The 24348-nt window shown below is 44.7% G+C and carries 20 protein-coding genes, 3 tRNA genes and 1 pseudogene; 22 read left to right on the plus strand and 2 right to left on the minus strand.

The features are described 5' to 3' along the window. The first annotated feature begins 6 nt into the window (after positions 1-6). The 8 genes from recO to pyk all read left to right on the plus strand — a co-directional run bounded on the left by recO (position 7) and on the right by pyk (position 7508). The gene (gene recO / locus TWT_RS01690; protein ID WP_011096434.1) at positions 7-732 is read left to right on the plus strand and encodes a DNA repair protein RecO; all 726 of its coding nucleotides are present in this window, start codon (positions 7-9) and stop codon (positions 730-732) included. A 27-nt stretch (positions 733-759) separates the two neighbouring features. After that, on the plus strand, positions 760-1509 hold the full coding sequence (locus TWT_RS01695) for an isoprenyl transferase (protein WP_011096433.1): 750 nt from the start codon (positions 760-762) through the stop codon (positions 1507-1509). A gap of 63 nt (positions 1510-1572) precedes the next feature. Further along, a complete protein-coding gene (locus TWT_RS01700; RefSeq protein ID WP_042491029.1) occupies positions 1573-2958 on the plus strand; it encodes a deoxyguanosinetriphosphate triphosphohydrolase in 1386 nt (461 codons plus the stop codon). Continuing rightward, a complete protein-coding gene (dnaG, locus tag TWT_RS01705; RefSeq protein WP_011096431.1) occupies positions 2955-4766 on the plus strand; it encodes a DNA primase in 1812 nt (603 codons plus the stop codon). Before TWT_RS01700 ends, dnaG begins: the two co-directional genes overlap by 4 nt. Before the next feature lie 140 nt (positions 4767-4906). Beyond that, positions 4907-4979: transfer RNA gene (locus TWT_RS01710), tRNA-Asn, on the plus strand. 282 nt (positions 4980-5261) lie between these two features. After that, positions 5262-5963, plus strand: coding sequence for a C40 family peptidase (locus TWT_RS05165; RefSeq protein WP_272940640.1), 702 nt, complete (start codon positions 5262-5264; stop codon positions 5961-5963). A gap of 3 nt (positions 5964-5966) precedes the next feature. Then, positions 5967-6038, plus strand: a tRNA-Arg gene (locus TWT_RS01720). A 54-nt stretch (positions 6039-6092) separates the two neighbouring features. Next, positions 6093-7508, plus strand: a complete 1416-nt coding sequence (gene pyk / locus TWT_RS01725; protein WP_038103888.1) for a pyruvate kinase — start codon at positions 6093-6095, stop codon at positions 7506-7508. 111 nt (positions 7509-7619) lie between these two features. On the opposite strand, the gene TWT_RS01730 is transcribed toward pyk, so the two are convergent. Further along, positions 7620-7702: transfer RNA gene (locus TWT_RS01730), tRNA-Leu, on the minus strand. Positions 7703-7742: 40 nt separating this feature from the next. On the opposite strand from TWT_RS01730, the gene TWT_RS01735 reads away from it, so the two are divergent. From TWT_RS01735 to TWT_RS01800, 14 genes are all read left to right on the plus strand, one after another. Next, complete coding sequence (locus TWT_RS01735) at positions 7743-8348, plus strand: ANTAR domain-containing response regulator (protein WP_042491032.1); 606 nt, start codon at positions 7743-7745, stop codon at positions 8346-8348. A 15-nt stretch (positions 8349-8363) separates the two neighbouring features. After that, positions 8364-9434, plus strand: a complete 1071-nt coding sequence (locus TWT_RS01740) for a 5'-3' exonuclease (protein ID WP_011102482.1) — start codon at positions 8364-8366, stop codon at positions 9432-9434. A 183-nt stretch (positions 9435-9617) separates the two neighbouring features. Beyond that, positions 9618-11033, plus strand: coding sequence for a 30S ribosomal protein S1 (gene rpsA / locus TWT_RS01745; RefSeq protein WP_038103912.1), 1416 nt, complete (start codon positions 9618-9620; stop codon positions 11031-11033). A gap of 9 nt (positions 11034-11042) precedes the next feature. Beyond that, positions 11043-11795, plus strand: coding sequence for a dephospho-CoA kinase (locus TWT_RS01750; RefSeq protein ID WP_230440439.1), 753 nt, complete (start codon positions 11043-11045; stop codon positions 11793-11795). Beyond that, entirely contained in the window at positions 11788-13821 is a 2034-nt protein-coding gene (uvrB, locus tag TWT_RS01755; protein WP_011102485.1) for an excinuclease ABC subunit UvrB, read from the plus strand. Before TWT_RS01750 ends, uvrB begins: the two co-directional genes overlap by 8 nt. Positions 13822-13832: 11 nt before the next feature. After that, the gene (gene uvrA, locus TWT_RS01760) at positions 13833-16679 is read left to right on the plus strand and encodes an excinuclease ABC subunit UvrA (protein ID WP_011102486.1); all 2847 of its coding nucleotides are present in this window, start codon (positions 13833-13835) and stop codon (positions 16677-16679) included. 8 nt (positions 16680-16687) lie between these two features. Beyond that, positions 16688-18511, plus strand: a complete 1824-nt coding sequence (gene uvrC / locus TWT_RS01765; protein ID WP_011102487.1) for an excinuclease ABC subunit UvrC — start codon at positions 16688-16690, stop codon at positions 18509-18511. Positions 18512-18520: 9 nt separating this feature from the next. Beyond that, the gene (whiA, locus tag TWT_RS01770; protein WP_011096421.1) at positions 18521-19480 is read left to right on the plus strand and encodes a DNA-binding protein WhiA; all 960 of its coding nucleotides are present in this window, start codon (positions 18521-18523) and stop codon (positions 19478-19480) included. An 84-nt stretch (positions 19481-19564) separates the two neighbouring features. Beyond that, positions 19565-20173, plus strand: a complete 609-nt coding sequence (locus tag TWT_RS01775) for a superoxide dismutase (RefSeq protein ID WP_011102488.1) — start codon at positions 19565-19567, stop codon at positions 20171-20173. 21 nt (positions 20174-20194) lie between these two features. Then, entirely contained in the window at positions 20195-21208 is a 1014-nt protein-coding gene (gene gap, locus TWT_RS01780; protein WP_011102489.1) for a type I glyceraldehyde-3-phosphate dehydrogenase, read from the plus strand. A 6-nt stretch (positions 21209-21214) separates the two neighbouring features. Further along, positions 21215-22402, plus strand: a complete 1188-nt coding sequence (locus TWT_RS01785; RefSeq protein ID WP_011102490.1) for a phosphoglycerate kinase — start codon at positions 21215-21217, stop codon at positions 22400-22402. 1 nt (position 22403) lies between these two features. Next, on the plus strand, positions 22404-23285 hold the full coding sequence (locus TWT_RS01790; protein WP_011102491.1) for a triose-phosphate isomerase: 882 nt from the start codon (positions 22404-22406) through the stop codon (positions 23283-23285). A 66-nt stretch (positions 23286-23351) separates the two neighbouring features. Then, positions 23352-23612 (plus strand): preprotein translocase subunit SecG, encoded by a 261-nt coding sequence (gene secG / locus TWT_RS01795; protein WP_237696867.1) that lies wholly within the window; start codon positions 23352-23354, stop codon positions 23610-23612. Positions 23613-23683: 71 nt separating this feature from the next. Next, positions 23684-24049 carry an RNA polymerase-binding protein RbpA gene (locus tag TWT_RS01800; protein ID WP_011096415.1) on the plus strand — a complete coding sequence of 122 codons (366 nt, stop codon included), beginning with the start codon at positions 23684-23686 and terminating at the stop codon, positions 24047-24049. Here the strand turns inward: TWT_RS01800 and TWT_RS04895 are convergent. Next, positions 24026-24226, minus strand: a pseudogene (locus TWT_RS04895) (tRNA-guanine transglycosylase); the annotation flags it as partial. The gene TWT_RS01800 and the pseudogene TWT_RS04895 overlap by 24 nt on opposite strands. Positions 24227-24348: the final 122 nt, after the last annotated feature.

Genomic DNA, 24348 nt, shown 5'->3' on the forward strand with positions numbered 1-24348 from the left:
TGGGATGTGAGCGGGCATTATCGTGACAGAGCTATTGTTCTTAGAACAAAACCACTGGGTGAAGCAGACAGGATCATTACCCTCTTTACACGGTCCAATGGAACATCGGATTTTGTTGCCAAGGGAATTAGGCGTCCTAAGTCTCGCTTTGGCTCTTCGCTTGAACCTTTTACCGTAATCGATGCTTTTTTGTACATCGGTCGTGGTATGGACGGTGTAAGTCAGGCAGAAATTCTGGCATCATATGGGTCGAGGCTTGTGAAAAGTACGGAATCTTATATTGCTGCAAATGTTATTGCAGAGACTGGGAGACGTCTCGGTATTGCCGGTGGGTCGGTTCAGCAGTTTGATCTTTTACACGGTGCCTTTTCAGCACTTTCGAGAGGAATTAGCTCGCCTGAGGCTATCTGCAGTTCATACCTTCTGCGTTCTATGTCTGCAGCGGGATGGCGGCCTGCGCTTGAAAATTGCGCCAAATGCCTTTTACCTCTCGTAGAGTACACAATAGATATTTCTGCAGGTGGTCTTGTTTGCACTTCTTGTTCAGAACATCCGGTGGTAAACAATAAGTTATGCGAGTATCTTTTGGCCTTGAGGGAGGGCGATTGGCCCTATATAAACGAGTCCGATGAGTCGCTTCGCGGACAGGCAAGAAACTTTGTCTTTGAGTATACGCAGTGGCATATTGATCATCCATTGAAAAGCCTAAAAATTGTTGCGAAGTCCTGGTGAGGATATGCTGGCAGGAAATGTGTAATCGTGGAGATATTTTCAGTCGACTGGACGGGTCAAACTCCGCCGCATATCCCGAGGAAATCTTTGCCAAGACATGTTGCGGTTGTTATGGATGGAAATGGGCGCTGGGCTAATCAGCGTAATTTGCCGCGTATTGAGGGGCATAAAGCCGGCGAAAGCGCTTTGATTGATGTTGTGGCCGGGGCTGTTCAGGTTGGTGTACCGTATTTATCTCTGTATGTATTTTCAACAGAAAACTGGCTTAGGGCACCTGATGAAGTTCGGTTTCTGTTAAGATTTACGCGCGATGTAATTGCTCGGCGTCGTGAACTTTTTGCTCATTGGGGTGTTAGGGTGCGCTGGTCTGGCGTACCAAATAGGCTTGGTAAAGTTCTTGTCAAAGAATTGAGGGATACGGAGGAAATTACCAAGAAAAACACTGCTATGAATCTGAATGTGTGCCTCAATTACGGTTCGAGACAGGAAATTGTAAATGCTATAAAAAGCATTGTAAGTGATGTAAATAGTGGTCTCATCTCTGCTAAGTCAGTTAACGAAAAAATCATCTCTAGGAGAATGTACATGCCTGATTTTCCAGATGTTGATTTATTCCTGCGATCTTCCGGTGAAAATAGGATGAGTAACTTTATGCTCTGGCAGTCTGCATATGCAGAGCTTATCTTTATGTCAAAACTTTGGCCAGATTTTAGACGTGACGATTTCTGGGCTGCATTGCGTGCCTACTCGGGCAGAAGTCGTAGGTTTGGCAGATAGAATGCGCTGTTGACACTGTTAACCTGTAAGACATTTCGCGCACGGTGTTCGTACACTTCTCATATGAAACAGTTTACTTACAATGATTTCGATCGAGAGCGTCTGTATCCCGAAAAAACAGAAAACATAAGGGATAGTTTTACTCGTGATCGAGCCCGTGTTGTTCATGCTGCTTACATGAGACGATTGGCCGATAAAACCCAGGTCTATAGTCCTCTTTTACATTTAACAACCGTTAGGAACCGCCTTACACATTCAGTTGAGGTTGCTCAGATTGGAATGGATATTGCACACCTAATTGGGGTGAATCAAAATATTGTCGATACGGCGTGCTTGGCGCACGACATAGGCCATCCACCGTTCGGACATAACGGAGAGAGGGTGTTGAACAAATGGGCGTGTGAGATAGGTGGTTTTGAAGGAAATGCTCAGACTTTTCGGGTTATTACACGTCTTGAGCCAAAAGTTTACGCACCTGATACTAGACGTAGTTTTGGGCTAAATCTTACAAGGGCCAGCCTAAACGCAGTGTGTAAATACCCCTGGTCATTGAAAGATGCACGAAGGTTTTGTATTGCAACAAAAGAGACTACGGGTCTTCAAAACCTTCTGTGTGACTGTGATGCGGTTCATAAATTTGGCTTTTATGAAGAAGATAGGGAAACTTTTTCCTGGGTACGCAAGCTCTCGAGGGCTCATATCTTGAGCATTGAGGCTCAGATAATGGATTTTGCTGATGATGTAGCTTATTCGGTTCATGATTTTGAAGATTCTCTGCTCTTAGAGCGGAACTTACACTCTGTTTTGCGCTCACAAAACTTACCGCACCAAATTCAAAGATTTATGACAGAAACCTTCAGTTGTGAAATCGCTGATAAAGCCGATGAGGCTTTTTCTAATCTAAGTGAGATGTGGCGTGATTTGTCTCGCAATATTGCTTTTGGCTCGTTACACAATAAATATCTGACAGGTATTTCTATGCGGGGGTTTTTAGCGCGTTTGAAGAACCTTACAAGTAATCTAATAGGACGCTTCGCATATGCTGCGATTGAACGCACGCGAGAATCACTTGTTGAGCGTGATAGATCTGACGCACAGCTTGTTGTACCGAATACAACTCTGGCCGAGATAGCGCTCCTGAAATCAATGGTTTTTGTGTGTGTTATGCAGAAAAGAAAACAGTTTTATGTTTTACAAGCCAAGGCCCTGCTGCGACTTGTAGAAAAAATATGGGAACTTGCCTGTAAGGATGCATATGCCCTTGATGATCTTTTTCGCGAGGATTGGGAGCTTGCAAAGTGTGAGGCGGAAAAACGCCGGGTTGTTTTGGATCAAATTGCTAGCCTTACTGATCTTGATGCTCTATTACTTATGCAACGGTACTGCTCAGAATCAGATGCTGTAAGAGAATTTCTCATGAAATCAGAGAGCGCGAGATCACAATTATGAGCAAGATCAAGCAAGAGGTTATTCACGAAATAAAAGAAAGAGCAAACATCCGAGAGATTATTGGCGAGTACACAAACTTGAAGCGTCAGTCTGCTGGTGCATACGCCGGGTTGTGTCCATTTCATAGCGAGCGAACACCGAGTTTTCATGTTCGTGAAACGGGTCTATATCATTGCTTTGGCTGCGGTAAGGGTGGGGATGTTATTAGCTTTGTTCAGGAAATAGAAGGCCTAAATTTTGTTGATGCGGTCGAGCAGCTCGCAAGAACTCTAGGGATCACAATTGTTTATTATGAAGGTGACTCCACGCCGGATAGTAGAAGTAATCTGCTTGCCGCCTGCAAATCTGCCGCAGAGTTCTATTCTGAACAGCTACTGAGTTCCACCCCCGCAGTCACTTTCCTAAAGTCTCGGGGATTTGACAGAGACCTGTGTGAGAGATATCAAATTGGTTTTTCGCCCACGAATTCTGGTGACCTTTATAAACACCTAAGAGATAAAGGATTTACCCTACAACAAGCAGTTGCAGCGGGATTGCTAAATCCATCTGGTATGGATCGCTTCAGAGCACGAATAGTATGGCCGGTGAAGGATGTTACTGGAAACATAGTAGGCTTCGGTGCAAGAAAACTTGCTGAAGATGCTCAGGGACCAAAGTATATAAACAGTCCCGAAAGCAGCCTATATAAAAAGAATTCCCTCCTATATGGGTTTGATGTTGCAAAAAAGGCTATTTCAAAGAAGGATCGTGTTGTGATTGTTGAGGGTTATACAGATGTTATGTCCTGTCACCAGTCTGGCATTGATGAAGCCGTCGCAACTTGTGGCACTTCTTGGGGTATCGGTCATATGAGGCTGATAAAGCGGATGCTTTCCGATTCCGGAGTGCTTATCTTTGCTTTTGACGGTGATCAAGCAGGTCAGCATGCAATTATGCGCGCATTCAAAGACAGCCCGGAGATAGCTGCCAGATCATATGCTGCAATTTTCCCAAAAGGACTTGACCCATGTGAGCTGCGCATTAAAAATGGAGCGCAGGCAGTTATTGACTTGGTTGAGCGGGCTATTCCGTTGTACGAATTTGTAATTAATCATCAGTTGTCTAAATGCCCACTGGGGACATTCCCGGAGAGGCGTGCAGCACTTGCAAAGATTTTGCCTTTCTTGAAAGAAATTTCTGACAGAATCCTTCGTGATCATTACACAGGCCTTGTTTGCAGTCGGCTTGGAATTGACAGAGAGCAGGTCGATTTACTTTTGCCAAAACTTGAACATATATCTTCTAGATTCCATCCTTCAAAAATCCCATGGCAGGAAGATTGGAAAAAAAAGGAGTTTGCTGCCCCTACCAATCCTCCTGATGCCAGATTTGCGCTTGAGCAACAAGTTATAAAGAGTTTGTTGCAGTACCAGCACCTTCTTGAAAGGGATACCGCTATTGCCATGTGCGACTATTCCTTTCACAACCCAACCCTCTCTTTTATTGCCCAGATGATAGGCATGGTGATTCGGGAGCAGAATAGGAGTATCTCTCCTGCTGAATTTTCAAAATTAATCCATTCAACAGTTCCAAGTGAATATCACGCCACTCTACAGGCCCTTGAAGTTCTGCCCGTACCAGTGTCTCCGGATAAATTGGATTCATATTTAGAGGGCCTTGTGAGGAGTTTTGAAAATCAGCATCTTCTCGAAGAAAAGGCACTTCTTTTGAGGCAACTTAGCTCGGAGAAGAGCCTGGAGAAGAGCCTGGAACTACGACAGAGAATTGTTGAGCTTGAGAAGCAGCGCAACAGTCTTTTGCCAGACTGAGTATCTAAAGGCGGATATTACTCTGGATGCTTTAGGTGTTCCTTTGTGATATTGCGCAATTTCGCAGCGCAATACACAAAGGAAGATTAATTATTCGTAAATTCTGGACAAAGCATGCCATGATATCCTTTATCGCACAGTCCTCGATAGCTCAATTGGCAGAGCAGCCGGCTGTTAACCGGCAGGTTCTTGGTTCGAGTCCAAGTCGGGGAGCTTTTAGTACCGCAACCGCTTGGCTGCATGTTCTGGGCTGTTATTGTGCTTGACCTTTTGGTTAAAGGTTTATCTTTTGCGTGACCTGACTTGGCCAGATTGCATTACCTCTTGATCCGCAAGGGCGTGTGTGTCTTGCACTTAAACCCGCTCCTCCCCACACATCCTTTTGCAGCGCATATTCCGTTTTTCTTGTGTCAAGCTTGTTGCATTACGTGTTTTGTGTTACGGTCGTACTGTTTTGCGTGCAGTCTTGCGCTTTCCAGATTTTTAGGAGGTTACTTGACAGCAGTTAGTATTCGGTCTTCTTTTCCCAGCAGGGATGATAGATATTCCAGGTATGTGCCAAGTGTGGGCGCAAGAAGGAGGGGGCTCTTGAGGCGCAGTGAGGGCCGGTCTGCCCCTATGGCCTCTCTTGCCGTTGTTTTTATTTCTATTGCCGTCTCGACTGTTACAATGCCGGTTTATGCTGTCGATACGTATTCGGTTGCTTCTAATCCTTATGAGGTGCAGGCCGTGCAGGTTGGTGGCGCTCATACACTGCCCGCACTCAATGGCGATGCTTATTCTGTGGTGCGTCGTGGCGTTTCATCCTATCGTCCTGCTGTATTTGGCCTGAGTGCGGCACTAGTGCCCGTCCCATATACTCCGTCGAGTGTGCTTGATGTTGCGTCAGAGTATGTTGGTGTTCCGTATAGATTTGGCGGCGCGGACCCCTCTTACGGTTTTGACTGTTCCGGACTTGTGAAGTATGTTTTTGCTCGCTTTGGCATAGCCCTCCCGCACTCTGTCTCTGGCCAAGCCGCCGCGGGGAGAATTGTGCCGCGCTCGCAGGCAAGACCCGGAGATCTTGTTTTCATGCCGGGTCACAATGGTTTCTATGTTGGCCCAGGCTTGATTCTCCACGCACCGGACTATGGCCGATCTGTCCGTGTGGCGCGGATCTGGACGGATAACTACTATATTGTCAGAGTAGGTGGCTGATTTGCCTCTGTAGCTCAATGGAAGAGCGGTTCCGTCCTAAGGAAATGGTTGGGGGTTCGAGTCCCTCCAGGGGCGCGTCGTTTTCTGTTCAGTTACCTGGGTGTTTTTAGAGCGAACTAGTGGTTGTTTATGCGTAGGGCCAAGATTGTTGTTACTCTCGGTCCGGCAGTATCAGATCTTGATTCTGTGAGAGATCTTATATCCGCTGGTGCCGACGTCTTTCGCATGAATCTCAGCCACGGATCGTTGGATTTTCACAGGGAGGTATTTCTGAATGTTAGGACGGCTGCTGCTGAGCTAGACAGGCATATTGCTATATTTGCTGATCTTCAGGGTCCAAAAATACGTTTAGGGCGTTTTGCTTCTGGGCCGTATACCCTACAAGAGGGTGATATCTTTACAATCACAACCGAGCAGGTGTTGGGAACGAAAGAGCTTTCCAGCACAACTTTGCCGACATTACCAGATAATGTCTCAGAGGGGGATTTGCTTTTAATTGATGATGGCAAAGTTGCCCTGAGGGCGATTGGGAATGACGGGGTTCGGATCACTACACGTGTTGAAGTTCCGGGAAAGGTCTCGAATAATAAGGGTATTAACCTTCCGGGTGTTGGAGTTAAAGTTCCGGCCTTATCTGAAAAGGATATTGACTCACTCCGCTGGGCCCTTTCTCTTCCAGTTGATATGATTGCCTTGAGTTTTGTGCGCTGCGCATCAGATGTGGATGCTGTGCACAAGGTTATGGATGAAGAGGGTATTCGCCTTCCTGTTATTGCAAAGATAGAAAAGCCTCAAGCAGTATCTGCCATAGAGGAGATTGCACTGCGGTTTGATGCGATTATGGTAGCAAGGGGTGATCTTGGGGTTGAACTGCCGCTTGAAGATGTGCCGGTAGCCCAGAAGGAAATTGTTAAGGTTGCACGCAGGTTTGCTCGGCCGGTTATTATCGCAACCCAGATGCTTGAGTCAATGATCTCTTCCTCGCGGCCCACCAGGGCTGAGGCGAGTGATGTTGCAAACGCTGTTCTTGATGGAGCCGATGCACTGATGCTAAGCGGTGAGACAAGTGTTGGTGAGTGGCCCGTTGAAGCTGTGCGGGTCATGTCGAGGGTTATTGAAAAAACAGAGGAAAAGGCAATTTCACAAATAGTCGGTTTTGGTACAACTCCAAAAACACAGGGTGGTGCCCTCGCCTGGGCCGCAGCAAAGGTTGCTGAGTTTATCGATGCGCGTTATCTGTGTGTCTTTAGTGAAAGTGGAGATTCAATAAGACGGGTGTCGCGACTGCGTCATGATATACCCATTATTGGATTTAGTCCGGTTGGGTCCGTTGTCCGACAGGTCTCTCTCTCTTGGGGTGTTCGATGTTTTTTGATAGAGAGGCTCCATCAGACTGATCAGATGATGCGTAAGGCTGAACATGTTCTCCTCACAAACAATTTGGCCGAGATTGGAGAGAAGATTGTGATTATTTCAGGATCACCAGTTGGGGTGCCGGGGAGTACAAACCATATGAGAATCCACGAGCTTGGAAGCACGTCCTAGATCTATAAAGACTGCTCAAAATACCCGAGTACAAGTGCGTCCGGGGTAAACTAAACAGTTTTCCGACACCTCGTATCTTTGGCGCTTAAATCGAAATGCGCAACACGGCGGTGCCGGCGGAGGGATTTGAACCCACACGCCCATGAGGGCAAAGCATTTTGAGTGCTCCGCGTCTGCCGTTCCGCCACGCCGGCTGACTTTAACGATACACTATGTCCTCAGGGGAGGTATTTGATGAGAAATGAAAGTTTCCCTCTGCAGACAGCAGACCTGTCACCTTGTGCCGTCGTAGCGGAGGATGAGTCTATTATTCGCATGGATATCAATGACATTATGAGTGATGCTGGTTATAAGGTTGTCGCCGAGGCTGGCGATGGAGAAACTGCGGTTGCCCTTACACTCGAACACAACCCAGATATTGTTGTTATGGATATAAAAATGCCCTTTATGGATGGCATTACCGCAGCGGAAAAAATTAGTAGCCGTTCGGCAGTCGTTCTTCTCACCGCTTTCAATCAACAAGAGCTTGTTGAGAGGGCTGTCGATGCGGGGGTTATGGCTTATGTTTCAAAGCCATTTTCTCGAGGGAATCTTATCCCTGCAGTTGCGGTTGCACTCGAAAGATTCAGGAAAATTAACTCGCTGCAAAAGCAACTTGATGATGCTAGCACTCATCTTGAGGTCAGGAAACTAACTGATCATGCTAAGGGTTTGCTTTGTAAACATATGGGTCTTAGCGAGCCGGAAGCGTTTAGGTGGATACAGAAAATGTCAATGAATCGGAGAATTAGCATGAAAGAAGTTTCAAAGAGCATCATTGCGCAATTAGCCGGCAAATAGAACAGTTATAAAAGCTTGACGGGCACACTAGACCAAAGTAAGAGACTTATTTTAGTAGATGGCCACTCTCTTGCTTTTAGATCCTTTTACGGAACGAAAGCGATTGCGGTAGTCAACGGGGTGCAGGTGAATGCCCTTTATGGCTTCGTTAATCGCCTCACCCAGCTTCTTGAATCAGGGCCTGTCAGTCATTTTGCAGTTGCGTTTGATGTATCGAGGAAATCCTTTCGAACCGAGGCGTATCCAGAGTATAAAGGCACCCGTAAAAAAGTACCTGAGGAATTTTTTCCGCAAGTTGATCTGATAAAGGAATTTCTGCATCTTATTGGGGTGAACCATTTTGCAGTCCAGAATTATGAGGCCGATGATATAATCGCGACTCTGTCTCGTTTAGCCCTTGAAGAAGGATTTAGTGACGTAAGAATCCTGTCGGGGGATAGGGATCTTATTCAGCTCGTGAATAATAAAGTTTCTCTATTATTTTTCTCAGCAAAGCACAGATTGGGATTTGCAGTCTACACACCTGAAGCGGTTATGGATAGGTATGGCATAGAACCGCACGTCTATCCGGATATGGCAGCACTGGTTGGTGAGTCAAGTGATAATCTGCCGGGCATAAAAAAAATTGGTGAAAAAACAGCCACCACTCTTTTGCAGAAATACGGGTGTCTTCAGAAGATTATTGAGTCTCGCTGGGAAATATCAGGAGTTGTTGGGCAAAATATACGAAACGACTATCATGTCGCACTCAGAAATCGTAAGCTAAATACGCTTGTTAATGATTTGCCTTTGCCAGCTAGCGTATCTGATCTGTCACTTTCCGGAGAGATTGATACAAAGAAACTCGAGGGGTTTCTTCGAAGGTATAGAATGAATTCGATTACACCAAGACTTCTTCGGTGCCTACAGAAATTCACTAATGCAGCAAATTTGAACAGAGCTTTAACTGCGTCACCGCAAAGGCGTGGATCGCCGAGCATTCGGAAATATAATTCCAAAACTCAAAAGCCCGTCAGAAATAACCGCATCTCGGGTGTTAGAAGGAGGCGATATAGGGCTGACAGGACTTCCGTACAGCTTTTTTGAGACTTGTCTTATCCCTCTGGGCATCTATTGAATTTTTAGCTAAATATGCTGGAATGTACTCTTAAAGTGTCGGAGTTGTGAATGATAGCCGTTTGCTGCTACAGTTTTTGCGGTTTGCTGTACGGGTACATCTGGGGTCTGTCATTCATTTTTTTGAGATTTAGGTAAATTAGTGGCGTGAATATGAAAGTAATTGATGAGCTATCTTCTGAAGATCTTTTGTTGTCAGAAATAGATAAAACTGTCAAATCCTTTAGTGATGGTGACATCGTTGTTGGAACTGTTGTGAGGGTGTATCGTGACGAGGTCCTTGTTGATGTCGGATACAAGACTGAGGGGGTTATACCGGTAAAGGAACTCTCACTCAGGGCCGATGTTGATCCGAATGAGCTCCTTGAGGTTGGGTCAACTGTCGAGGCTCTTGTTTTTCAGAAGGAGGATAGCCAAGGTCGACTTATCCTCAGCAAGAAGCGGGCTCAGTATGAAAAGGCATGGAGTGATCTTGAAAAGATAAAGGACAGTGACCTGACGGTCACCGGTAAGGTCATAGAGATAGTCAGGGGTGGCCTGATTGTTGATATAGGTCTTAGGGGGTTTTTGCCTGCTTCTTTGATTGATATAAGGCGGGTAAGGGATCTTTCTTCTTATCTCGGGATGGAGATTGAGGCGAAGGTTCTTGAACTTGATAGACAGCGTAATAATGTCGTACTTTCGCGCAGAGTTCTTCTTGAACAGAACCAGTCTGAAGCGCGCACTTCTCTGTTTGGCAATTTACACAAAGGGCAGGTGCGTAAGGGGACTGTATCTTCTATAGTGAGTTTTGGCGCATTTGTTGATCTCGGCGGGATAGATGGTCTTGTGCATATTTCAGAAATTAGTTGGAAGCACGTTACTCAACCATCTGAGGTATTGAAAGTGGGCGAAGAGGTAACGGTCGAAATACTTGAGGTTGATTCTGAAAGACATCGTGTTTCACTCTCTCTAAGGGCAACCCAGGAGGACCCGTGGCAGGTCTTTGCGCATGACCATGCAATAGGTCAAATAATGCCCGGTGTTGTAACAAAGGTGATGAATTTTGGTGTATTTGTGAGACTTGCTGAAGATGTCGAAGGTCTGGCACATGTCTCTGAGTTACTTGATTCATCGCTTGAATCAACTGAGGATGTGTTTTCTCCGGGAGATGAAGTCTTTGTAAAAATAGTTGATATTGATATTGATTCTCGGCGGATTAGTCTTTCCTTAAAGCAGGCAACTGCTGCTCTCACTCTCGATTCCAAAGGATTTGATCCTGCGCTTTATGGAATGCTGGCTGAATACGATGATGATGGTAATTACAAATATCCAGAGGGATTTGACCCTGAGGCAAATCAGTGGAAAGAAGGCTTCGAAGAGGAAAAGGCCAGGTGGGAACAGGGGTACGCTGTCGCTCGTGACGTGTGGCATGCGCATACAGTTTTTGTCTCAGAATTCCAGAAAAAACTGGAGGCTTTGTCTGTTTCAAATGCACCCGAGGCCTTGCCATCTGCTGAATCTGTATCTGCGATAGATTCAGATACAACAAACTCTCCAGAATCTGCAAAGGGCAGTGAACAAGACTAGTTATTGGTAATGCAGCTCTTCGCACTTACAGGCGGCATAGCTGCCGGTAAGTCTTGTGTTGCTGGCCTATTATCTGAATTTGGTCTCCGTGTTGTCAGCGCGGATAGTTTGGTTGAGGTTCTTTACAGAACAGATGTGCGTCTTATTGAGGAGATAAAAGGACGTTTTCTCTGCAACGATGAGAAAAGTCTATCTGAGCTTGTTTTCTCGGATTCGCGCGCGCGGAGGGTGCTAAATCAGCTTACCCACCAGAGAGTTAACAGCTTGGCATTAGATTATTTTTGGCAATTGCGTAATGAGCCGGTTGTGATTTATGAGATCCCTATTCTCGAATCTACCTCTCCTTTTGTGGGCTTTGCGCCTGGGGAATGTGGAGTGTTTGCTTCCGGTAAAATTCAGCATTCAGGTGTACTGTTTGTGCATTCAGATTGCGAGAGTCGCATTGACAGACTAATGAAACGTAATAACCTTAATCGTATCCAGGCTTTGCAGAGGATTCATTCTCAGACCCCTTATATGCCACAATACTCACTGCGCGCTGGGGATTTACTGCGCACGGGGGGCTCCCTGCGCACGGGGGATTTATCTCATGATTTTCGCGAGGAACGCGCCCCTCATAAGGGGGTAAAGGTTTATTCAGTGCACACTTCCGGAGTTTCAAAAACGCTGTGCATGATACAGAATACATCTGATTTTTCTCATTTGAGGCAGTGTGTTGCCTCGGTCTTCCAAATTATGAAAACAATAGACCGAAGTGTATAAAAACTTACATCCAAAATATTTTAGGCTCGCTGCCGAATATGATCCATCTGGCGATCAACCGAAGGCGATTGGGGAGCTGTCAGACAGAATAGAATCTGGTGAGACTGACATTGTGCTTCTTGGAGCTACGGGTACGGGAAAATCTGCAACAATTGCGTGGCTTATAGAAAAACTTGCAAGACCTACGCTTATCATTGCCCACAACAAGACTCTCGCAGCCCAGTTGGCAAATGAGTTTCGTAAGTTTTTTCCCGATAATGCGGTTGAATACTTTGTGTCTTATTACGATTACTACCAGCCAGAGGCATATGTTCCTAAAACTGACACTTTTATTGAAAAAGATGCTTCTGTCAATTCTGAGGTAGAAAGATTGCGACATAGGGCGACAACCTCTCTTTTGACCAGGCGTGACGTTATTGTTGTCGCCACCGTATCTTGCATATATGGTCTTGGTGCACCGTCTGAATATCTAAAAGCAGGCTTTAGGCTTGAGGTTGGTCAAAAGATTTCGCAACGAGTTCTTTTGGAAAGATTTACACAGCTTCAATACAACAGGAATGATGTCGGATTTGAAAGAGGCAATTTTCGGGTTCGTGGCGACACGATTGAGATAATTCCAGTCTACGAAGAATATACAGTTCGCATTGAAATGTGGGGCGATGAAATTGAAAGGGTTCTCTGTTTGCATCCAGTTACGGGAAATGTACTCTCGGAACAGAGAGGTGTTCTAATATTTCCGGCCTCGCACTATGTTACAAGTTCAGAGAATCTAAAAAGAGCAATTGTGGATATACGAAAAGAACTGCAGCAGCGACTCCGATATTTTAAGCGAAACAATAGCTTACTTGAAGCACAGAGACTTGAAACGCGCACAGAATACGATATAGAACTTATGGAACAGTTGGGTTTCTGCTCGGGGATAGAAAATTACTCAAGACATATTGATGGTAGAGCGCCCGGCGAACCGCCATTTTGTCTATTAGATTATTTTGATGATGATTTTTTAACCGTCATTGATGAGTCCCATGTTACTGTTCCGCAGATAGGAAGCATGCATGCGGGTGACTTTTCAAGAAAAAAGGCCCTCGTTGAAAATGGATTTCGCTTACCCAGTGCAATTGACAATCGTCCTCTATGTTTTGATGAATTTCGTCAGAGAGTGGGGCAGGTGATATATCTATCAGCCACACCAGGTAAATATGAGCTGAGTAAATCAGATGGTGTGGTTGAACAAATAATTAGACCAACAGGACTGGTTGATCCAAAGATTACGGTAAAACCAATAAAAGGTCAGATAGATGATCTTTTGGAAGAAATTCGAAAACGTAAATTGCTCTCAGAAAGAGTTCTTGTAACAACACTTACTAAGCGCATGGCTGAAGAATTAACAGATTTTCTATCTGAGGCTGGTGTGAATGTCAGTTATTTGCACTCGGATATTGATACGCTGCATCGCGTGGAGCTCTTGACGAGTTTACGCATGGGGAGAATTGATGTTCTTGTTGGGATAAATTTACTTCGCGAAGGTTTGGATTTACCCGAAGTAAGTCTTGTTGCAATTTTAGATGCGGATAAAGAAGGGTTTCTGCGTTCAACAACATCATTTATTCAAACAATCGGACGTGCAGCTCGGCATGTGTCGGGCGAAGTGCATATGTACGCTGATAATATGACCGAGTCAATGCAGAAAAGTATTGATGAAACAAATCGACGCAGGCGAATCCAGCAGGATTACAATCGCAAGATGGGCGTAACACCTGTTCCGATAAAAAAAACAGTAAGTGACATAACAGAGGTATTGTCAAGACCTTCGCGAAAAATAGATTGCACAATTCTTGACAGCTTGCCTGATCCAAAGATAGATGGAAAGCAGATAAAGTCTCATATAAAGAGTCTTGAGGCAAAAATGTATATGGCAGCCGAGAGTTTAATGTTCGAAGAAGCCGCAGAATTACGTGATGAAATACAGTCCCTCAAGGAGAAGTTCCTAAAACCGCGAGGCAGTGGCGGGAAAATTAAACAGTAATCAGAGTAGAAGTGTCAAGTCGCAGGTCATTTTTGCGCGTTAAAAACGCGCGGGTTCACAATTTAAAAAACCTTAATGTGCGGATTCCGAGAAATTCAATGACTGTTTTTACAGGCCTTTCCGGCTCCGGAAAGTCAAGTCTTGCATTTGACACTATTTTTGCTGAGGGGCAGAGGCGGTACATAGAGTCTCTTTCTGCATATGCAAGACAGTTTTTAGAAAGACTTGATAGGCCGGAGGTGGATTCTATCGACGGACTCAGCCCATCAGTGGCGATTGACCAAAAAACCACAAGTAGAAATCCGCGCTCTACCGTCGGTACGGTCACGGAAATATTTGATTATTTGCGGCTTCTGTGGGCGCGTGTTGGGGTTTTGCACTGTCCGGAATGTGATTTACCCGTACAAAAACAGACTATTCAGCAGATAGTAGATTCAATTGCCAAGATTCCACACGGTGAAAGATTCATGCTCTTATCACCACTTGTACGACAAAAAAAGGGGGAATTTGTTGATCTTTTCTCGAGGCTTACCACATCTGGTTTTTCGCGAGTTGTTGTTGATGAAGAAATTTATTTACTAACAGAAGTTCCGAAACTTAAAAAAAATTCGCGCCACACAATAAAAGTTGTTGTAGATAGGCTTGTTTCTGAGGACAATATGCTAACTCGGTTAACAGATTCAATTGAAACCGCATTTGGCCTTTCGAATATTTGTGAAGTTCAAACCTTCAAAGGTGATGTATTTCGCTTTTCTATAAACTCAGCATGCCCGAATTTACACTTTCTGAACTTTGACAAAATAGAGCCGAGAACCTTCTCGTTTAATTCACCTGTCGGCGCATGTCCCGACTGTGACGGGATCGGCACAGTTCGATCTGTCAATATGACCACATTAGTGCCTGATATACAGCTTTCAGTTGAGAAGATAGCGCTAGACCTTATAGGTAAAAAAATTGTTTCAAAAAACTTCATGCGCGAGATATCAGCCCTTGCTAGGAATCTTAAATTCACCCTCAATACCCCGTGGAGTGATCTTACAGATTACGTACAAAACACAATACTGCACGCAAAAAATTTTCTATTACACAACACTAGAGTGCGGTATTACACGGGTCTTGTAAGAAAGATAGAAAGGGATGTATCAGAAAACTCTGGAGGATCTCTTTCGGGTTATTTATACAACTCACCGTGTCGTTCGTGCTCTGGAAAGCGCCTTAGGGCATCGTCACTCTGCGTCAAAGTGTCTAACAAAAATATTATTGATGTTTGTGATATGCCTCTTGACGGAATACTCCACTTTTTTAAAGCATTGGATATTCCAAGAAAATTTGAGAAAATATCCTCTCCAATACTCAGAGAAATTATCTCAAGACTGGAGTTTCTGATTGAACTCGGTCTTGGGTATTTAACTTTGTCACGAAGTATTACAACAATTTCTGGAGGTGAGTCCCAAAGAATAAGATTGGCAACTCAAATCGGCTCAGGTCTCACGGAGGTGCTTTATGTTCTGGACGAACCGAGCATTGGTCTACACAAGAGAGATAACGAGAAGCTTATAAAGCTATTGCTGAATCTTAGGAACCGCGGGAATACGCTTATCGTTGTTGAGCATGATGAAGAGACGATTAGATCTTCGGATTGGATAGTTGATATAGGGCCTGGTGCGGGGAGAATGGGCGGGCAGGTCGTTTATTCTGGTCCAGTCGGTAAAATGCCCAGTCGTAGTCTTACAGGAAAATACCTCTCGGGTGAACTTATGGTCTCTACACCGAAGAAGCGCCGAGTTTCTTCGTGTGGAATTACCCTCTCGGGTGCAAAAGAAAATAATCTAAAAAATATAACGGTTTTCTTTCCATTAAAAACCTTTATAGTCATTACAGGTGTTTCTGGCTCTGGGAAATCAACCTTAGTAAACTCTGTTTTGTGCAAAGCGCTCTCGAATATTTGCAAGGGGAATACGCCTTCCGAGAATAATTGTCAGGATGCAGATTGTACTGATGCTTGTACGGTACGCAATGGGATGCAGCACAATGAACAGACTGTTCGTTTGGCACCTGCACTGGATGGTGCGGAGAATATCTCAAAAGTTGTTCATATAGACCAGAAGCCTATCGGACGAACTCCGAGGTCAAATTTGGCGACTTATACCGGGGTGTTTGACAAAATAAGGGATATTTTTTCTAAAACACCAACAGCTCGTGCGAGGGGGTATTCACCAGGTCGATTTAGTTTTAATCTCAAAGGTGGACGATGTGAAAAATGTAAGGGTGATGGATGCATAAAGGTTGAAATGAATTTTTTGCCCGATGTTTATGTGGATTGCGAGGATTGCAATGGAATGCGGTACAACAGAGACACGCTCCAGGTTCTCTACAACAATATGAGTATACATGATGTATTAACAATGCCGGTTTGTGAAGCTGTTGAGTTTTTTAGGGCTATTCCATCTATACATCAACCATTGAAACTCATGGATGAAATAGGGCTCGGCTACATGACTTTAGGTCAACCCGCGCCCACACTGTCCGGTGGGGAAGCTCAAAGGATAAAGCTTGCCGCGCAACTTCAAAAACGCACTGCACAGGATGTTCTGTATGTTCTGGATGAACCAACAACCGGGTTACATTTTCATGATGTTAGGCAGTTGCTTGAGATACTTCATAGACTGGTTGATAACGGCAACACAGTTATCGTAATTGAGCATAATCTGGATGTTATAAAAACAGCAGACCACGTAATAGATATGGGCCCTGAAGGGGGTAATGCTGGTGGGTCAGTGGTTGCTTGCGGTACACCAGAAGAAGTTGCACTCCATCCCGACAGTGCAACAGGTTATTTCCTTAAAAAATGCTTGTGAGGTAGCTTATGTACCCACCAAGGAGGATAGAGATACCCTGCAAACCGGGGGTTTATAGATTTGAAGATGAAAATGGACGTATTCTCTATGTTGGTAAGGCAAAAAATCTTCGCAATCGCTTGGGAAGTTACTTCACGAATGCAAGGCGAGGGCGCCGTATTTCGTATATGCTGTCTATTTCCAAAAAGGTTGGGTGGACGTGCGTCGCAGACGATATAGAGGCACTGAGACTTGAATATTCATGGATAAAAGAATTTGCCCCGCCTTGTAACGTGAAATTGAAAGATGATAAAGCCTATCCGTTCTTGGCTGTGACAATAGGCGAACAGGTGCCTAGACTTTTGATTACCAGAAGAAAAATTCAGTACGCTACGCATTTTGGTCCATATCCAAAAGTGTTTCATCTTCGGGAAACAGTTAGCTTGTTGCACAAGATATTTCAAATAAGGACCTGTTCTCCGACAAACTATAAAAGGGCAATTGCCTCTGGGATGCCGTGTTTTGAAGGGCAGATTAATAAGTGTTTCGGGCCATGTTCTTTAAAAACAACCCATCTTCAATATCAGAAAAGAATAAAAAATCTCATGGCTTTTCTAGAGGGTCAATCTTCTTCTCTTTTAGAATCTCTGAAGAAAAAAATGCTCAAGGCATCTAAGAACAAAGAATACGAAGAGGCGGCAATTTTGCGAGATAAGATACAAGCCGCACAAACGGTTTTATCCAGGAGCGCGGTTCTGCTAGATGAAACAGTGTCGGCAGACTTTATCGCCGTCGTATCCGATAATTCTATCGCTTCAGTACAGTGCTTTCGAGTAATTGCTGGTCGCATAAAATCTGTGTATTCATGGCATTTTGAACAACAGGAAGATCAGTCAGCTTCTGAGCTTTTGTCCCAGTCGATTATTCAGGTGTATGACAAACTAAGCCTTCCGAAAAGGATTGTTCTTTTTGACAAACCGAGTTATCTTAGTGCACTCTCGGCTCATTTGAACGACAAAAATATTGACAGGTCGCTCGAAATAGAAATTGTATATCACCCGAATGAGCAGGAAAGGAGACTTTTAGAGACTGTAAAAGATAATGCGCTTTCGGAATTGGAAAGACACAGATTGAGGCGTTCTTCTGATTACACCGAGAGGCATAGATCTCTCTTTGAGTTACAAAAATATTTGAACTTGAATTCATTGCCGGTGCGCATTGAATGTTTTGACATTTCTCATCTCTTGGGCACAAACACCTCGGGAAGCATGGTGGTTTTCGAGAACGGAGAGCCAAAGAAATCGGCGTATCGCCACTTTAATATACATATTGATCAGAACAATGACACTGCTTCGATGTTCTCGCTTATATGTCGTAGGTTAAGGTCCCTCGAGTCAGTTGCACAAGATTCGCCGGATTATCCACACTTGATGATTATCGATGGTGGTAAGCCTCAGCTATCAGCAGCTGTGGGGGCATTACAAGAGGTGGGTTTAAAGATTCCTGTTTTTGCACTATCAAAAAGACTTGAAGAGCTCTGGTCGCCAGGGGTCAAAACCTCACTTATTCTTCCACCTAACAGCGAATCGCTGTTCTTATTACAGAAGATTAGAGATGAATCTCACAGGTTTGCGCTAAAACAACAGACAAGACGGCGTGAGGCATATTTGACAAGTGAGCTCTTCCGCATTCCGGGCCTTGGTAAACAGAAAGTTATGCAGCTTTTGCGAAGATTTTCTTCATTTGCTGAAATTCGGCAGGCTTCCATTGAAGATATATCTGCATTGCCAGGGTTTGGTGTAAAAACCGCCGAGAAAATCAAGGAATGTGCAGAAGCATTCTCTTTGAAATAAAATGAACCCGTGAATTCCCTGTTGCAAGCCCTTCACCTCTTGAGATGTGATTTACTCTCTCTTCCGATAGGGGATGCTCAAACAAGATCAGCTGAACTAACGGCACTGTTGCGCTTTGGGGCTGACCTGAACATAATAAAGAGACGTGTCGTTATAGAGGTAAAACTGTGTGGATCCTTGCTTCTGAACAGAGTTGAAAGTGTTTTGAGGAATATATACGGTATTACCCCAAAGCTTATTCGTTCAACCCCCCGCAACGATATAGGTGAGAGTTGCTTTCTTCTGAGAATTGATGACCCATCTTTAGCAAGGAAATTAGGGCTTATTGATACGTCGCTTGCGCCCGTACGGGGATTGCCAAATCATCTTGCCCTTGCATCTGGTTCTGCACTAAAGGGACTGGTAAGGGGTGCAATCCTTGCATCTGGAGTGTTCACAGAATCGACACGCAAATTCGCGATGGAAGTTTATGCACCAAGTAATGAAACAGCTCTTTGCCTACAGGGGTCTATCAATAAGTTGAATGTTATTGCAAAAATAAAGGAAGTGAGGGGCTCTTACAAGGTTGTTATTCGCGATATCGATAATGTTGCCCCTCTTCTTCGTAATGTTGGAGCGCGAAACAGCGTCGAAAAAATTGAACAATTTATTAAATTGCGGCACCCAGAAAATTTAGGTCCACGCTTACCAAATTTTGATGATGCCAATTTGAGGCGTAGTGCAATAGCTGCGGCTAGCTCTGTTAGAAGGATTGAGCGGGCATTACAGATTCTTAAGGGAGATGCCCCACAACATTTGTTGTATGCTGGGCAGTTGCGCCTAAACAATACGCATGCGAGCCTTGAGGAACTTGGCAAACTTGCTGAACCGGCTATGACTAAAGATGCTATCGCAGGCAGAATTCGTCGGCTTTTATGCCTTGCCGATAAAAGGGCCAAAACCCTGGGGATTCCTGATACATTCTCTTAGCATCCCGTTTCAGTAACTAGTCTGAATAGCGCTACAATTATCCTTAGCGTTTGGTTTTCGTAGCTCTTTGGTAAGTCGAGGTGTTTGTTGTTGTATACGCTCCCTGATCTGCCTTACGGTTATTCTGCTCTAGAGCCCTATATAAGCGGAAAAATCATGGAGCTTCATCACTCAAAGCATCACAAGGCGTATGTTGACGGCGCAAATCAAGCTCTGGAGCAGCTTTGTGAAGCACGTGATAAAGGTGATTTTTCTAGGGTGCCACAATTGCAAAAGAATCTGGCGTTTAATCTTGCCGGGCATAAGAATCATTCTGTTTTTTGGAGTGTTCTAACCCCCGAGGTTGGTCAGGCACCGGCCGGTCCCTTTCTTGAGGTTATTGAGCGGGATTTTGGCAGCTTCGACTCTTTCATGAATCATTTTTCGGCCGCAGCCTTGAGCATACAGGGCTCTGGGTGGGCCGTTCTGTCATGGGAGCCGGTCGCATCAAGGCTTATTATTCAGCAATTTTATGATCATCAAAATAACGCAGTATCTGCGAGGAATCTCCTCCTCCTCGATATGTGGGAGCATGCGTATTACTTAGACTATTTAAATGTAAAAGCTGATTACGTAAAGGCTTTTTGGAGTATAGTCAATTGGCATGGCGTTACAGATAAGTTTTTGAAAATTGCCGGCAGGTCTGTCGTTTAGATAATTTTATAAAGGGGTTGTGTGACGGTCAAAATAGCAATTAATGGCTTTGGAAGAATTGGTCGTGGCTTTTTCAGGGCTTTATCTTCTCCCTCGTGCATTGATGGTCCTGAGATAGATGTTGTTGCAATTAATGACCTGACCTCGCCTGAAGTGTTGGCGCATCTTCTAAGACGGGACACAATTTTTGGGCGCTTCCCTGAAAGTGTTTGCCATGATGGCACCAAGTTACTTGTTGGAAAAAGGGAGGTCGCAGTTTTTTCCGAAAAAGACCCCTCTTCAATTCCATGGAATGGTGTTGATATCGTCATAGAGTCAACGGGTTTATTTACAGATGCAAATCTCGCGTCTGGACATATAACTGCCGGCAGTAAGCGGGTTATAATTTCCGCACCGGCAAAGAACGAGGATGCCACCTTCGTCGTTGGTGTCAACCATACAGACTATGATCCAAACAAGCACAGCATAGTGTCTAATGCTTCGTGTACTACAAATTGCCTGGCGCCCCTGGCAAAGGTTTTTGATGATACGTTCGGCATAGAGCGTGGCCTGATGACAACCGTCCACGCATACACGGCTGATCAGAGGTTGCAGGACGCACCGCATAGTGATTTGCGGCGTGCGCGAGCAGCGGCAATGAACCTCGTTCCGACATCCACCGGCGCGGCGTCCGCGATAGGATTGGTTCTCCCAAATCTCAAGGGGAAGCTTGATGGGTTTGCCATCAGAGTTCCTGTTATAACGGGATCAATAACAGATCTCTCACTTGTGTCAAAAACAGATGTTTCCGCTCCGGAGGTCAATGAGGCCTATAGACGAGCGGCATTGGGCCCCCTGAAAGGGATCCTCTGTTATTCAGAGGATCCGCTTGTTTCAAGTGATATAGTCGCTGACGGTCATTCTTGTATATATGATGCCAATCTTTTGCGGATTTCTGGCAATATGGTCAAGCTATCTGCCTGGTATGACAATGAATGGGCATATTCTCGGCGGCTGGTTGATTTGGCCAAATATATGGCGTCTGTTGGGCTCTGAGTTGCCTTGAGAACTCTTGGCGGTTTCACCTTTCCTTGTGATGCTCCTGTTTTTGTCCGGGTTGATTTCAATGTGCCTATGGATGAGGTCGGCACAATAACGGATGATCTGCGTATAAGAGCTTCCCTTCCGACTATAGAAAGCTTGCTTGGCCGTGGCGCGCCACTTATATTGATTTCTCATCTCGGGCGACCGGTTAAAAATGAGCAGCAAGGATTTTCCCTAAAACCCTGTGCTGAGCGACTATCGGAATATATCGGAGTCAATGTACCGCTTGTGGATTTTCTTGATCTAGATACAAAGCTTTATGGTGAACTTACTAGGCATCTGGACAAGTCTGGGATAGTTCTTTTTGAAAATATACGATTTTTTGCCGAGGAAACTTCAAAGGCACAGGCTGATCGAAGGATTCTGGCTGAGCAACTTGCGCCTTTTGCGGGTGCGTATGTCAATGATGCCTTTGGTGCTTCCCACAGGAGGCATGCTAGTGTGTATGAGCTTGCACAGGCTTTCTCAAATAAGGCGGCAGGCTTTTTAATTGAATCAGAGATGCAGGCTTTTTCACATCTTGCCAGCGAGGCCAAGCGTCCCTATACCGTTATTCTCGGCGGGGCAAAATTATCGGACAAGCTACGGCTTATAGAGAATATCCTGCCAACGGTTGATCGTCTGTTACTGTGTGGTGGAATGGCATTTACATTTTTAGCGGCACAGGGGTGTGAAACAGGCAAAAGTCTCCTGGAAGAGAGTTTTATCCCGGAGGCAAATAAAATCATTGATTTTGCTAAGCAAAATAATGTTGAACTTATACTTCCGGTAGATGTTATTGAGGCGCGAAGCCTAACTTCACCCCTTGGGGTTGTAAGTAAAGCTGAATCTATATCTTATATGGGTCTTGATATAGGTCCTGAAACTCAGAGTATCTTTAGAAATGTAATACAAGATTCGAAAACTGTTTTTTGGAATGGCCCGGCTGGTTTATTTGAAAACCCAAGCTTTTCAAATGGAACACGTGCACTGCTTGATGCATTGTCGTCTTCTAGTGCGTTTACATTTATCGGAGGAGGCGATACAGCAGCAGCTGTTAGCCTTCTTGGTTTTGATTATGGAGATTTTAGTCATGTTTCAACAGGCGGTGGTGCCTGCCTTGAACTGCTAGAGGGAAAAATATTGCCAGCATTAGAGGTTTTATAAAATGCTTCCAAAGCGCGCGTATCCCGTGCAAGACTCGAATGTTCACTCTCAAGAGAAAAAAATAATTGCCGGCAATTGGAAGATGAACATAAATCATAGTCAGGCTGTTTCGTATTTACAGGAGCTCAACTGGAGGCTTATTGATAATGGTCATGATTTTGATTCCTGTGAGATTGCAGTATTCCCGCCGTTTACTGATCTTCGTTCCGTACAAACTCTCGTTGCATCGGATGACATACAGATATCATACGGAGCCCAGGATGTCTCCGCATTTTCAGATGGCGCACATACAGGTCAGATTTCAGCCCAGTTTTTGAAAGATCTAGACTGCAAGTACGTCCTAATAGGTCATTCAGAGCAAAGATGTTTACCATGCTACCCCGGCAACAATAGTGCAATCAATGAGCTCAATAACAAGCACGACGGTCTTATTGCAAATAAATTATTGAGAAGCTTTGCGGCGGGGATTTGTCCGATCTTGTGTATTGGTGATATTTCACCGGGTGATCATTTTGATGCAACTCTGTCTAGATTTCGTTCTGTTCTAAGTCACCTCAAAGCGATATCAGATAAAAAACATAGCATCGGTTACGCCCTTGGATCCAAAACACACTTTTTAGATAGCGATCAGTTACACATGTTGGTTGCTTATGAACCCTCATCGGCTATTAACTCGGGAAACTGTGCAAATTCAGGGGACATTGTCAGGATGGCTGCAGCAATAAAAGACATTGTAAATGTTCGGGTGCTCTACGGTGGGGGAGTGAATCTATTTAACGCATCTGCAGTTTTTAACGAGGATTTGCTAGACGGCATTCTTGTTGGCAGAGCTTCCTTGAATGCATCTGATTTCGCATCCCTGATAAAGACGTGCTGTTTGTAAATCTGGTGTATACTCGGGTTTGCGAACTGCATGTGTTTGTGCTTTCTCGGCTTTGTGCCTGTTTTTTTGACTGAGGATGTTTTGATCGTTCTAAAGCTTGTGCTACTTGGGATTGTTGTTTTGACGAGTTTTGCCCTTGTTTTGCTTATACTGTTGCATAAGGGAAGGGGTGGCGGACTGTCAGATATGTTCGGGGGCGGTATTACCGTTTCCTTTGCATCAAGCGGTGTGGCCGAGCGTAACTTGAATCGCCTTACTGTTATGCTTGCCCTTCTTTGGGGTGTTACAATTATCACTCTCTCGGTTCTAGCAAGGTTTCGCCTTTAGGGCATTGCGTGTTTGGAGTATTGCTTTAGTATGCGTTGCTCGCTTGTTTGTATTCTATAAGTCTGGTGGTTATGAAGCAGCCTTCTGTCTCTGATAAGAAAAAGTTGTTTACGGCTCAGTCTGGCACAGAGGTCGGGGATGGCCTTTCTTTTGAAATTGAAGATGGTCGTATTTGTGTAACCTATTGGGATCAAGAGGGGAATAAGACTGTTAGGTACTATGCAAGCGATGTGCCCTTGGATGAGATACCAAGGGTAATTACCAATCCATTGAACGGCCTTATAGCAGGATGTGACTATGCCAATCCTCCTGAATCACCCAGGAGTGAGCCATTTAAAACTCATCTTGCGTACGTAAAAGAGCGGCGGAGCAAAGAAGAAGGGCAGAAGATATTAGAGGAAGCCCTGCGTGAGCTCAGGCGCCGCAGGGCTTCGTAAATGATACGCATTGGCAAGTAGCCCCTGCGCACCCAATTGTTTCATCTGTTCTGGCAGAACACCCTTTATACTTGCTTTGGTTGCAACAGGGATAAAGGCTGGTGTATGTATCTGTCCATTACATGTGCTGATTATCCCCGTTCTCCCATACTCTGTTTGTTTTAGAACAGAGAACATACTCCATCTCCCTATACTCCAGCCAGTGATATAATTGCCCCACACGGGTAAGTCAAGCATAAATAAAAGACGTAAATAACAAGAATAGTAAACGTGATTACTAAGTAATGTAATAACGAATG

The organism is Tropheryma whipplei str. Twist (genome assembly GCF_000007485.1).
Taxonomy (GTDB): domain Bacteria; phylum Actinomycetota; class Actinomycetes; order Actinomycetales; family Microbacteriaceae; genus Tropheryma; species Tropheryma whipplei.